Below are 12,518 nucleotides of genomic sequence, written 5' to 3' on the forward strand. Positions count from 1 at the left end.
TTTTTCTTTATAGCTAGTTAAATTCTTTAACTAACATTAACTAAACCATTGTTTTTTTAACACTTTTTTAAGATTTAACAGTTGTTCTAAAATTTAAAATCTCAACAGTTCTTTATGAATTTTTAATACTTGAGCTTTTGTTTTTTCAAGATCCAGATTTTGAATAATAAAATTAGATTTACTAATTTTTTCATCATCAGATAATTGATTCTTAATTCGTGCCATTACTTGCTTTTTTGTTACTAAATCTCTCTTCATAACACGTTGTATACGTGTTTCTATTGGCGCGGTAACCGTAATAATAAAGTCAAATTTTTTATATGATCTTGTTTCAAAGAGTAATGCATTTTCTTGAAGTATGTAATTACTATTCTGCTTTTTAGTCCAACGTTTAAAACTATTTGAGACTGATGGATGCACAATACTGTTAATAATAGCAAGCTTAGCCTTATCATTAAAAACGATATTTGCTAAGTAAGCACGGTTCAATTTACCATTAATATAAGATGCTTCTCCAAATTCAGCTATTAATTTTCGCCTAATAGATTTAGAAGTATTCATTAATCGCTTACCATGCTCATCTGCCACATAAACAGGTACTCCTAACTCTAAAAATAATTTTGCTACTGTAGTTTTACCACTACCTATACCTCCAGTTAACCCTACTAATTTCATTTTTCTAGTAAAAATTCTATTTTACTCGGTACTATTTTCACATCTTTAATCATTCCAGGTTTACCAACGAGTTTAGGAATTAAATAATCAATTTCATTTTGATCAGAATCGCTATAATCGCAAACCACATTAAAATCACTTTCGTTGATTTTATTGAAATCTGATAAGCCTACTTGAAATATCAGCTCAACTTCTTTAGGAAATGTCGTAATCTTATATGCTTTCGGGGCGTTGATAATCTTAAATTTTGAGGTAATTGTTCGCTCTGTAAATTTTTCAACAACACCTTTGATGTTAACCTTATTCGCTGAATAATTGACTTTAGAAAATTTATCATCTATTTCTAAGCTTAATTCTTTATCTATTGACTCATGAACGTTATTCAATTCTAAAAGCTTGGTATTAATCGTTAAAATCGAATCTATCTGGGCCTTAGGCCCAGAGATTGTAATCTCACTCGGCTCTATTTGCAAATTTCCAGAAAGGTTAAAACCGCTTTGATATGCTATCTTAACGTTTGGCATTACCTTTAATTTCTTTCTGGTGCTTCTTCCAAGATTAAAATATAAAGTATCAGGTTTAAGAGATAATATATCTGCTTTGGAAAATTCATTAGAAATAGCATCAACAATTTGCGATGACCTATAATAGTAAATGGTTCCTTTTTTACGTTTAATGTTTGATAGGCTAACTTGAATCTTTTTCGATGCTATTTTATGCTTAAATAGCTTAAAACCAATAGCTCTCAAAGTAACTTCTACCTCATTAATTGGATCTGCTTGAAATAATTTATTGTTGGGTAAATCTATATATTCGAGCTTAACAATTGCAGTACCAGTATACTCCCTTGAAAGTTTTATGAGCATCCAAAACAATAAAGATACTGATAAGAATATAATAAAAATGCGTAATTTTTTATTGTTCTTAAGTTTTTTTTGTTTCGAATTCATGTAAGAAGATAGGCCTGTATTTCAAAAACTAAAGATATAAAAAAAGTGGGTTTTACTAGCAAAACCCACTTGATATTTAAAGCTCCTTTAAATTACTTTTTAGATGGTTCTTTAGAATACTTCTTACTTAATTCCATAGAAATTGCTGAGCGTTCGAATTTAATCTTTCCGGCACCCGTTTCTATAGTGCAAGTATTATCAGTATCGTTTAAGTCAACGATCTTACCATGAATACCGCTAGTAGTTATTACTCTAGCTCCTTTTTTAATTGCAGCCTGAAACTTTTTCTCATTTTTCTGACGACGCACTTGAGGACGTATCATAAATAAGTAAATGACCAAAAACATTAATGGAATCATGATAAAGTTTCCCCAATCACTACCAGAAGCTTGTAAAAAAATTGATAATGTTGTCATAGTTAAGAATTCGCTTTTTTTGCTCTAGGTGTTACTTCCGCCTTAATTACTACTTGTTCTTTTCCGCCAGCAGTATTTGTAGTTAAAGTAACCGTTTTACTTTGTTTGTTAGGCTTTCCATTAGAATTAAATTTCACTAAAATTTCGCCCGTTCCACCAATAGCGATTGGCTCTTTTGGCCAGCTAGGTACTGTACAGCCACAAGGAGCAGTTGCATTTGTTATTATCAATTCTGTCTTTCCAGTATTTTTAAACGTAAATATTGTTTCTACTACATCGCCTTCGTTAATTACTCCAAAATCATGCTCTTTTTTATCAAAAGTGATAACCGCGGCCCCATCACCCATTCTATAATCGCGCTCTTTTGCTACTTCCAGATTCTCTTTCTTAATTTTCGCAGCTATATTTTCTTTACATGAAGTAAATGAAAACATAAGCATTGCTAAAACCACTATTACTATTCTCATCATTTATTAAATTTTAAATTATTAAATTCTCGAGGATAAAATTATATAATTTTACAACAATCCTCGCCCTATTTTTTTTATTTTACCCGAAACCGAATATTCTTTAGATAACTTATCTAAAACTCCATTAATAAAAAAGCTACTTTTAGAAGTAGAGTAATCTTTGGCAATTTCAATGTATTCATTGATCGTTACTTTCGTAGGGATCGACGGAAAATATACAAATTCTGTCAATGCCATTTTCATTAAGATTAAATCTATTTCTGCAATGCGATCGGTATCCCAATTAGGAGTTTTCTCATCAATGTCTTCTGTGAACTCTGTATGATGCAATGCTGTTTTCTTTAAAAGATCTGAAACAAATTGTCGGTCATCTTCATCCTTAAACAAAGGTGTTTTAATTAAACTCTTTCCTTTACCTAAATTATTTAATTTCTTAGTAATAAACGTATTTACCAGAGGAAAATCATCAACCCAACTAATGTTTTCACTTTCTAAATAATCAAATAATTTCTCATTCGGCGCAATAATCTCCTTATAAATAGCTATAATAAACTCTTTATCATCACTAAAAGATAATTCTTGAGAGTTTATATAGTTTTTGTAAAGATCACTCTTTCTAATTTCTTCCCAAATTACATTTATATATTCGTTATGATCTTTCCAGTTATTTAGTTTATGATCGGTTAAATAATCGGCAATAAATGTGCTATTCATTAATTGCACTAAAATCTGGTTCTTTACAAATTTTCGATTTGGGTTTTTATCTTCTGAAGTAGCAAGATATTTTTTCTTACCAATTTCTAAATGTTCGTCTGCCAGCTCCCGAACTTCAATAAGCAAGCCTAACATTAACACATAGAGGTCTTCAATTTTTTGAATACTTAAGTTTAAAAATTTTTCTTCTTTAACAAGATCGTCGTTCTTTGACTGAAGTAGTGCATATACTGATTGCATTACTTTTATACGAATATGTCTTCTGTTGAGCATTAGTTAAAAGATCGTGGTTTTGCTAGCTGTGGTAAATTTAGTTCTTTTTTGAATCAATTCTATTTTGTGCAATATTAAATGCAGCTTGATGCGAAGTAATATTTTCTTTTTCAGATAGTTTTAATATTTCTAGAGTTGTATTATAAATATTTTCTGTCTTTCTAAAGATCTCTTTTTTTCCATATCCTTCTAGTTCTGCATATACATTAATAATTCCGCCAGCATTAATTAAAAAATCGGGAGCATATATTATTCCTTTTTCTTTTAATTCTTTCCCATGCTTTTTTTCATTCGCCAATTGATTGTTGGCAGCACCTGCGATGACCTTAGCTTTTAAAGTATTAATAGTAGCGTCATTTATAGTTGCTCCCAATGCACAAGGTGCATAGATATCAACATCTAAACCATAAACACTGGTTATATCTTTATGAATCTTAGCGCCATATTTCTTGCTTACTTGTAACAATCTATCTTCGCTAATATCATTAATAACCACTTCAGCGCCATCTTTGGTTAGATAATCAACTAACGTTTCGCCTACGTGTCCAATACCTTGCACAAGTACTTTTTTACCATTAAGGTCATCAGAGCCATATTTGTGGTTCACTGCGGCTTTTAAACCCATAAAAACACCGTAAGCAGTTACTGGTGATGGGTTACCAGCACCCCCATTTTCCTCAGAAATACCTGTTACATAAGGTGTAACTTCTTTAATAATATCCATATCCCGGGTTTCCATCCCCACATCTTCCGCAGTAAGATATCTTCCACTTAATGAATGAACAAATTCGCCAAAACGACGCATCAAAGCATCATTTTTATGAATCTTTGCATCTCCAATAATTACGGCCTTACCACCTCCAAGGTTTAACCCTGTTATTGCAGCCTTATATGTCATTCCGCGAGATAGTCTCAATACGTCTTGTAAAGCTTCAGCCTCACTATTATAATTCCACATACGTGTACCTCCCAAAGCTGGACCCAATACTGTACTGTGAATGCCAATAATAGCTTTTAAGCCAGTAGCACTATCATTGCAAAAAACGACTTGCTCATGGTTATCAAATGAAGCGTTTCCAAAGACCGGACTCAATTTTTTCAAATCTTTTCTTTCTACAATTTCCGTTGTCATATATGCTTAAAAAATCGCTGCAAATGTAAGTTAATTTTTTAGCATTTTGACGCATAATTTTTATCATAAAAAATAATTTAAGACTTCTTTAACTAGTATTAATTTTAATACTATTTTTATTTCTTTAATATCGCGACTAGAATTCTGAACCGTCTTGAAAGCTTTAAAATATCTAAATAAATTTTTCATAAAATATAAGTACCGACTAATCATAGGGCTCATTACCACTATAATTGCGCGTATTTTTTCATTATTTACACCTCGACTTGTAAATAAATCTTTAACAATTGTTGAAGAATATCAAAAAGGTGTTGTAACCGAATTGTCTGTTGTTAAAGATGAGTTACTCATAAACATTCTACTTATCGTTGGAGCAGTAATACTTTCTGGTTTTTTTACTTTTTTAATGCGTCAAACCATCATTGTAATGTCTCGATGGATTGAGTTTGATCTTAAGAATGAAATTTTTCAGCAATACGAACGCTTATCTCAAAAATTTTATAAGAAAAACCGCACTGGTGATTTAATGAATAGAATTAGCGAAGATGTTGGTAAAGTTCGTATGTATTTTGGACCAGCGATAATGTATAGTATTAATATGATCACGTTGTTTGTAATTGTAATTGCGAACATGATTACTATTGATGCTACACTTACCATGTATACCTTACTTCCATTGCCAATACTCTCTGTTTCAATTTACATTATTAGTCGCATAATTAATCAACGTAGTAGAATAGTCCAAGAATATCTTTCCAAATTAACAACGAATGCCCAAGAGGTATTTTCAGGGATTAATGTTGTAAAAGCATATGGTATCGAAAAACCTACTTTTAATTCATTTAATACTTTGGCCATTGAGAGTAAAGAGAAAAACATTTCTTTATATAAAATCCAGGCACTATTCTTCCCGCTAATGATCTTATTAATTGGGTTAAGCAATGTAATTGTAATTTATGTTGGTGGTATGCGATACATTAATGGTGAAATAGCCAGTATTGGAGTTATCGCAGAATTTATAATGTATGTAAATATGCTTACCTGGCCGGTAGCAGTAGTAGGATGGGTAACGTCTATTGTACAACAAGCTGAAGCTTCTCAGAAACGAATTAATGAATTTTTAGAAGTAAAACCCGATATAAAAAACACCGCAGTAAGCTCGTCAGATGTAAAAGGAAATATTGAATTCAAAAATGTATCATTTACTTACACTGATACAGAGATTGTTGCCTTAAAGGATATTAGTTTTTCGCTCAAGAATGGGGAAACGCTAGCTATTTTAGGAAAAACAGGATCTGGTAAATCTACTATCATTAACCTTATTTCAAGATTGTATGATGTAGGTGCTGGCAAAATTTTAATTGATAAACAAGAAATACAAGACATCAACTTAAATGACTTAAGAGGAAGTATTGGCTTTGTTCCTCAAGAAGCTTTTTTATTTTCTGACACCATAAAAAACAATATTAAATTTGGTGATGTTAACGCAACAAATGAAGAAATTATAGAAGCAGCAAAAAATGCGCACATACACCATAATATTAGTGAGTTTAAAGACAAATACGAGACATTTGTAGGTGAACGCGGTGTTACCTTATCTGGGGGGCAAAAACAGCGTATTTCAATAGCTAGAGCGATTATTGGTGATCCGAAAATTTTAATTTTTGATGACTGCTTATCTGCTGTAGATACTGAAACAGAAGAGATTATTCTTAACAACCTTGCACGCATTAGTAAAAATAAAACTACAATTATTGTAAGCCATAGAGTATCTTCAGCTAAAAATGCTGATCTTATTTTGGTATTGGATGAGGGAAAAATAATTCAGCAAGGAACACATGAAACTTTGTCTAATCAAGAAGGGTATTATCAAGAGCTTTACAACCAGCAACTTACAGAACAATCAACGGAGGTCAACTAAAGAAATATTAATTATTTCTTGTTCTAGTAATTTATTTTTTTAGATTTGTTCACTGTTTTTAAAAGATTACTATCCATTAAGTAAAGATTATTATGAGTGATAAAGAATTTGTAGAACAAGAAGAAATCTTTTCGCAAGTGTTGAGAGCCGGTAGACGAACCTATTTTTTTGATGTACGATCAACTAAAGCAGGTGACTATTATTTAACTGTTACCGAGAGTAAAAAGTTTACGCATGATGATGGATCATTCCATTACAAAAAACATAAAATTTATTTATACAAGGAAGATTTTTCTGAGTTTAAAGAAATGCTAGAAAAAGCAACTGATTTTATTGTTTCTGAAAAAGGTGAAGAAGTAATTTCTGAACGCCACCAAAAAGATTATCAAAAAGAAGTTCCTGTAGAGCAAACATCTACAGATAATTTCACAGATGTAGATTTTGATGATATTTAAAATGTAACTAACTCACTATTTATAGTAATTTAAAAAACCGTTCAGTGCAAATTGAACGGTTTTTTTATATTTACTCCACAAATCATAAAATAATGCTTAAAAAAATCTCCGCCCTTGCCCTAATCGCTTTTTACTTTATTGGTTTTTCTCAAGAAAAAATAGAGCTTTCCTACTATCTACCTCAAGACATTAGCTACAATCAAAACATCCCTACCCCAGAAAGCGTTTTAGGCTTTCAGGTTGGTAAATGGCACGTATCTCATGATAAACTAGTAGAATACATGAAAGTACTCGCTGGTGCTTCAGACAGAATTACCATTGAGAACAGAGGAACCACTTATGAAGATAGACCTCTCTTATTACTCACAATTACCTCACCAAAAAATCATCAAAATTTAGAGCAAATACGCACCGACCATTTAAAATTATCTGATGCCGGCGTTTCTACCACGTTAAATACATCAGAAATACCTTTAGTAGTATATCAAGGTTTTTCTATACACGGTAATGAGCCAAGTGGCGCAAATGCATCATTATTACTTGCTTATTACCTTGCTGCTGCTCAAGGAAATTACATTAATGACTTGCTCGACAATACCATTATTTTATTTGACCCTTCTTATAATCCTGACGGATTAAATCGATTTGCCTCATGGGTTAATACTCATAAAAATCAAAATTTAATATCAGATGGAAGAGATCGTGAATATAATGAGGCATGGCCACGCGGAAGAACAAATCATTATTGGTTCGATATGAATCGTGATTGGCTAGTATCTCAATTGCCAGAGTCTCAGGCTAGAATTAAAAGTTTTCATCAATGGAAACCTAATGTTTTAACCGATCATCATGAAATGGGCACAAATGCCACCTTTTTCTTTCAACCTGGTATTCCATCACGCACACATCCACTTACTCCTGAAATGAATCAGCAACTCACTAAAGAAATAGGAACTTATCATGCCGCTGCTTTAGATAAAATTGGTTCTTTATATTACTCTGAAGAAAGTTATGATGACTTCTATTATGGAAAGGGCTCTACCTTTCCAGATATAAACGGTGCTATCGGTATTCTATTTGAGCAAGCAAGTTCTAGAGGACATTTACAAAATAGTGATAACGGGTTATTATCATTTCCTTTTACAATTAGAAATCAATTTACAACAGGATTGTCAACGCTTCGAGCCGGAAAAAACATGCGAGAAAAATTATTGAATTACCAACGAGATTTTTATAAGAATGCTCAAAGAGAAGTTACAAAATCTAGAAATAAGGCAATTGTATTTGGTGATAAAAAAGATCGTACTAAAACCTTCCATTTTGCTGAGATGCTAAAGCGTCAAAATATTAAGTTCTATAAAAACTCTAAAAATGACCATAGCTATATTATCCCTATGAATCAAGCAAATTCAAGGATGATTAAAGCAATGTTCGAAAAAAGAACAACGTTTAAAGATAGTTTATTCTATGATGTATCTGCATGGACGTTGCCGCTGGCCTTTGATTTAGATTACAATTATGCTTCAAGTGCATCAAGTTTAGGTAATGAAATTAATGATCTGTCCTTTCCAAAAGGAAACGTCTCTGCCAAAAGTGACTACGCCTATCTTTTCGAATGGCATGAATATTACACACCCAAATTAACCTATGAAATCCTCAAAAGAGGACTTCGTGCCAAAGTGGCCATGAAACCATTTACATTAAATGGGAAAAATTATGATTACGGTACTATTTTAGTTCCTGTTCAAAATCAAAGAAAATCGTCTGAAACCATATATACCTTATTAACGAATCTTGCCGAAGAAACCGGAGTTAATATTGATGGGGTTGAAACAGGATTAACCAAAGGAATTGATCTTGGAAGTAATAATTTTAAAGCTCTAAAAAAGCCAAAAATTGCTGTTATAATTGGTGATGGAATCAATTCATATGATGCCGGAGAGATTTGGCATTTGTTAGACACTCGATACAATATACCTATTACTAAGCTAGATACAAGAAATATACAGAATGCAAACCTGAGTAATTACAATACCATCATTTTACCAAACACTTCGGGTTCTAGCTTAGAGAAAGTTAAAGAAAAACTAAAGTCTTATGTACAAAATGGAGGTACTCTAATAGGATATCGAAATAGCCTTCGTTGGTTAAATACTAACAAGTTTATTAAATTAGATTTTAAAAAATCAAAGTCCAAAACTAAAAATGTGGCTTTCGAACAACGATCTAACTTTCGAGGGGCACAGGTTATTGGTGGCGCCATTTTCGAAGCGGCCATTGACAGAAGTCATCCCGTAAATTTTGGATATGATTCTAATAAATTAGCTTTATTTAGAAATACAACAGTTTTTGTAAAACCAGATAGTATAGGTACCTATAAACCCGCTTTGCAGTATACCAAAAACCCTTTATTAAGTGGCTATGTCTCCAAAGAAAATCTAAAACAACTATCGGGGTCCTTACCATTTAAAAAAGCCAATATGGGTAAAGGAAAAGTAATTGTATTTACAGATAACACCAATTTTAGAGCTTTTTGGTATGGCACAAACAAGCTAATGATGAATGCTATTTTCTTTGGAAGATTTATGTAAGACTCGTTTGATTAAAAAAAAGATAAATTAAGATCTAGTAATTTAAGTAAGCATAAAATAAAAGGCCAAAACAAGTTGAAAAAAAGTTGAGCACGCCATCATTGTTCCAAAAACCAATAGCATAAGACCAAAACCTTTGAACCAGCTTATTTGATATATGCTTTTGAATAAGTACGTAATCAAGGCATAAGATATTAATGGTAATATTGGAAACATGATTAATGAGTTTTCAAAAAACAATGTTAAAGTACCTAAAATTACACTAGTCCACATTGAAGTGCCAAAAACAAAAGCATGTATTGCCAAATTCTCGGCATAATTATATAGTCTTCTAAAAATCCAAAAAGTTATCAAGCTTATCAATGGAATTACAATCATATAGAAGACATTCTGGTACGAGAAAAATGCAGCCTGAGCTTTTTTAAAAGCTTCAAAGAAAGCTGCTTTTTCTTGAATCTTTGCAACATTTTCTGAGTTGTACACATTTTCAATAAAAGCTTGAAAGCTAGGATGCACAGTTAAAATAAATGTATATAAAGCAACTCCGAATAAAATATACTGTAAAGGGTTTGAGAATTTTCTTCTATCAACGTTCAAGTAAGTTGTTATCGTTTCTAAAGGGTGCTTTAGCATAGATAGATAGGTGAATAAAAGTCCTTTCTCTAAATTGAAAAATTTTAGCGTTTCATTCCCTATTTCCTTAACGGTAAGTCTGGGTAGGTGATTTTCTGACAATTCGGGTAGGTGATTTTCCATTAATAACGGTTTACGGTAAAAATAATAAAATCAAACAAAAGAAAAGAGCTGCATTTAGCAGCTCTTGTTATTTATAATTAGTTTCTACTATTAAAGAAAACTTAGGACAGTACTTCTTGTACTTTATCTGCGGCTTCCTGAAACTCTGTAGCAGAAATAATCTTCATTCCACTATTATCGATCAACTCTTTAGCTTCTTTAGCATTTGTACCTTGTAAACGCGCTATAATTGGCACTTTAATAGCATCGCCCATGTTTTTATAAGCATCAACAATACCTTGTGCTACTCTATCACAACGCACAATACCACCAAAAATATTTACTAGTATTGCTTTCACATTGGGATCTTTTAAAATTATTTTAAATGCTGTTTCTACACGTTTTGCATCAGCAGTACCACCTACATCTAAGAAATTAGCAGGCTCACCACCAGATTCTTTAATTAAATCCATAGTACCCATTGCCAATCCTGCACCATTAACCATACAACCAACATTACCGTCGAGGTCAACATAGTTTAGTCCAGCAGCTTTTGCTTCAACTTCAATTGGGTTTTCCTCACGTAAATCACGCATTTCTGCATAGTCTTTATGACGAAATAATGCATTATCATCTAAAGTTACTTTGGCATCAACTGCCATGATTTTATCATCAGAAGTTTTTAAAACAGGATTAATCTCAAATAACGATGAATCAGATTTCACAAATGCAGTATATAACGAAGAAACAAATTTTACCATTTCTTTCAACGCACCACCAGAAAGCCCTAAGTTAAACGCAATTTTACGAGCTTGAAAAGGCAATAATCCTGTTGAGGGATCAATCTCTTCAGTAAAAATTAAATGAGGAGTTTCTTCTGCAACAGCTTCAATATCCATTCCACCTTCCGTAGAATACATGATCATATTCTTACCTGTCGCTCTATTCAACAATACTGACATATAGTATTCTTCTGGCTCATTAGCACCTGGATAATAAACATCTTCAGCCACCAAAACCTGATGTACTTTCTTGCCTTCAGGTGGCGTTTGAGGTGTCTTTAACATCATCCCGATAATATTTTCAGAGATAGATTCAACCTCTGCTAAACTTTTAGCCAGTTTTACTCCTCCTCCTTTTCCACGCCCACCAGCATGAATCTGAGCTTTTACAACCCACCAACTTGTACCTGTTTCGGTAGTCAATTGTTTAGCTGCACCAACTGCCTCTTTATGATTATGAGCAACAATGCCTCTTTGTGTTCTTACGCCAAAGCTGCTTAATATTTCTTTACCTTGATATTCGTGTAAATTCATGTTGTAAGTTTGATTATAACCGCCACAAAAATAACAAACCATTTCTAAATTGACTTGGATTTTACCAATAAACTTTCTACAAAATCAATTGGTTTTAGTAATTTCACGCCGCATTTATTTATAGGTGATGATTCAGGCAAAAAACATTACAAAGTCTTTTAGTGATTTACAAGTTCTAAAAGGAGTAAATCTTCATATTAAGCAAGGTGAAATTGTGGCAATTGTTGGCCCTTCCGGAGCCGGGAAAACTACATTACTTCAAATTTTGGGCACTTTAGATAAGCCACATCTTACGAATGACACCATTTTACAATTGAATAATCAAAATGTTTTACAACTAAAAGACAAAGACTTATCACGATTTAGAAATCAGAATATTGGGTTTATTTTTCAATTTCATCAACTATTACCAGAGTTTACAGCATTAGAAAATGTATGTATCCCAGCTTTTATAGCTAATAGAAACAAAACTGACGTAGAGCAAGAAGCTAAAAAACTATTAAGCTTTTTGGGTTTAGAAGATCGTATCAGCCATAAGCCTAATGAATTATCAGGTGGAGAACAACAACGTGTTGCGGTTGCAAGAGCACTAATTAATCAACCGAAAGTAATTTTTGCTGATGAACCAAGCGGTAATTTAGATTCAACTTCAGCAAAAAATCTACATGAATTGTTCTTTCAACTAAGAGATAAATTCAATCAAACATTTGTTATTGTTACACATAATAAAGAATTGGCAAACATGGCAGATCGAAAATTGGAAATGATTGATGGAAAAATAGTATAGGGTAATTTCTTAACCCTAAAATATCAAGCAATAAAGTATTTGTATTTATTATTAATAGAATTACAATGCTAACTTCAAAATGT

The 12,518-nt window shown here is 32.2% G+C and carries 12 protein-coding genes; 4 read left to right on the forward strand and 8 right to left on the reverse strand.

All coding sequences use genetic code 11. The features are described from left to right. Positions 1-93 precede the first annotated feature (93 nt). The 6 genes from coaE to AC1EUU_RS05395 all read right to left on the reverse strand — a co-directional run bounded on the left by coaE (position 94) and on the right by AC1EUU_RS05395 (position 4,630). Positions 94-675, reverse strand: coding sequence for a dephospho-CoA kinase (gene coaE / locus AC1EUU_RS05370; RefSeq protein WP_480200353.1), 582 nt, complete (start codon positions 673-675; stop codon positions 94-96). After that, positions 672-1,625, reverse strand: coding sequence for a CdaR family protein (locus tag AC1EUU_RS05375; RefSeq protein ID WP_480200354.1), 954 nt, complete (start codon positions 1,623-1,625; stop codon positions 672-674). Before AC1EUU_RS05375 ends, coaE begins: the two co-directional genes overlap by 4 nt. 92 nt (positions 1,626-1,717) lie before the next feature. Next, positions 1,718-2,041, reverse strand: a complete 324-nt coding sequence (yajC, locus tag AC1EUU_RS05380; RefSeq protein WP_480200355.1) for a preprotein translocase subunit YajC — start codon at positions 2,039-2,041, stop codon at positions 1,718-1,720. A 2-nt stretch (positions 2,042-2,043) separates the two neighbouring features. Next, positions 2,044-2,511: a DUF1573 domain-containing protein gene (locus AC1EUU_RS05385; protein WP_480200356.1), complete on the reverse strand. Its 468-nt coding sequence runs from the start codon at positions 2,509-2,511 to the stop codon at positions 2,044-2,046. 48 nt (positions 2,512-2,559) lie between these two features. Beyond that, the gene (gene nusB / locus AC1EUU_RS05390) at positions 2,560-3,498 is read right to left on the reverse strand and encodes a transcription antitermination factor NusB (RefSeq protein WP_480200357.1); all 939 of its coding nucleotides are present in this window, start codon (positions 3,496-3,498) and stop codon (positions 2,560-2,562) included. Between the two features lie 37 nt (positions 3,499-3,535). Continuing rightward, positions 3,536-4,630, reverse strand: a complete 1,095-nt coding sequence (locus AC1EUU_RS05395; RefSeq protein ID WP_480200358.1) for a Glu/Leu/Phe/Val family dehydrogenase — start codon at positions 4,628-4,630, stop codon at positions 3,536-3,538. 154 nt (positions 4,631-4,784) lie between these two features. Here AC1EUU_RS05395 and AC1EUU_RS05400 point away from each other — a divergent pair, with 154 nt between their 5' ends. From AC1EUU_RS05400 to AC1EUU_RS05410, 3 genes are all read left to right on the forward strand, one after another. Continuing rightward, positions 4,785-6,551, forward strand: coding sequence for an ABC transporter ATP-binding protein (locus AC1EUU_RS05400; protein ID WP_480200359.1), 1,767 nt, complete (start codon positions 4,785-4,787; stop codon positions 6,549-6,551). Positions 6,552-6,643: 92 nt separating this feature from the next. Beyond that, positions 6,644-7,006 carry a PUR family DNA/RNA-binding protein gene (locus tag AC1EUU_RS05405; RefSeq protein WP_480200360.1) on the forward strand — a complete coding sequence of 121 codons (363 nt, stop codon included), beginning with the start codon at positions 6,644-6,646 and terminating at the stop codon, positions 7,004-7,006. 92 nt (positions 7,007-7,098) lie between these two features. After that, positions 7,099-9,597 (forward strand): M14 family zinc carboxypeptidase, encoded by a 2,499-nt coding sequence (locus AC1EUU_RS05410; protein WP_480200361.1) that lies wholly within the window; start codon positions 7,099-7,101, stop codon positions 9,595-9,597. A gap of 42 nt (positions 9,598-9,639) precedes the next feature. On the opposite strand, the gene AC1EUU_RS05415 is transcribed toward AC1EUU_RS05410, so the two are convergent. Both AC1EUU_RS05415 and sucC read right to left on the reverse strand, forming a co-directional pair. Further along, positions 9,640-10,353, reverse strand: a complete 714-nt coding sequence (locus AC1EUU_RS05415) for a DUF3667 domain-containing protein (protein ID WP_480200362.1) — start codon at positions 10,351-10,353, stop codon at positions 9,640-9,642. A 101-nt stretch (positions 10,354-10,454) separates the two neighbouring features. Beyond that, complete coding sequence (gene sucC / locus AC1EUU_RS05420) at positions 10,455-11,648, reverse strand: ADP-forming succinate--CoA ligase subunit beta (protein WP_480200363.1); 1,194 nt, start codon at positions 11,646-11,648, stop codon at positions 10,455-10,457. A gap of 127 nt (positions 11,649-11,775) precedes the next feature. Between sucC and AC1EUU_RS05425 the strand changes: the two genes are divergently transcribed. Beyond that, positions 11,776-12,435, forward strand: a complete 660-nt coding sequence (locus AC1EUU_RS05425) for an ABC transporter ATP-binding protein (protein WP_480200364.1) — start codon at positions 11,776-11,778, stop codon at positions 12,433-12,435. Positions 12,436-12,518: the final 83 nt, after the last annotated feature.

It is taken from the genome of Maritimimonas sp. 2205BS37-2 (assembly GCF_056591755.1).

Bases quoted from the DNA above. Each gene is read 5' to 3' on its own strand.
- yajC (WP_480200355.1), bottom strand. From the start codon at position 2,041: ATGACAACATTATCAATTTTTTTACAAGCTTCTGGTAGTGATTGGGGA.
- AC1EUU_RS05425 (WP_480200364.1), top strand. From the start codon at position 11,776: ATGATTCAGGCAAAAAACATTACAAAGTCTTTTAGTGATTTACAAGTT.
- AC1EUU_RS05410 (WP_480200361.1), top strand. From the start codon at position 7,099: ATGCTTAAAAAAATCTCCGCCCTTGCCCTAATCGCTTTTTACTTTATT.
- AC1EUU_RS05385 (WP_480200356.1), bottom strand. From the start codon at position 2,511: ATGATGAGAATAGTAATAGTGGTTTTAGCAATGCTTATGTTTTCATTT.
- AC1EUU_RS05415 (WP_480200362.1), bottom strand. From the start codon at position 10,353: ATGGAAAATCACCTACCCGAATTGTCAGAAAATCACCTACCCAGACTT.
- sucC (WP_480200363.1), bottom strand. From the start codon at position 11,648: ATGAATTTACACGAATATCAAGGTAAAGAAATATTAAGCAGCTTTGGC.
- AC1EUU_RS05375 (WP_480200354.1), bottom strand. From the start codon at position 1,625: ATGAATTCGAAACAAAAAAAACTTAAGAACAATAAAAAATTACGCATT.
- AC1EUU_RS05405 (WP_480200360.1), top strand. From the start codon at position 6,644: ATGAGTGATAAAGAATTTGTAGAACAAGAAGAAATCTTTTCGCAAGTG.
- coaE (WP_480200353.1), bottom strand. From the start codon at position 675: ATGAAATTAGTAGGGTTAACTGGAGGTATAGGTAGTGGTAAAACTACA.
- nusB (WP_480200357.1), bottom strand. From the start codon at position 3,498: ATGCTCAACAGAAGACATATTCGTATAAAAGTAATGCAATCAGTATAT.
- AC1EUU_RS05395 (WP_480200358.1), bottom strand. From the start codon at position 4,630: ATGACAACGGAAATTGTAGAAAGAAAAGATTTGAAAAAATTGAGTCCG.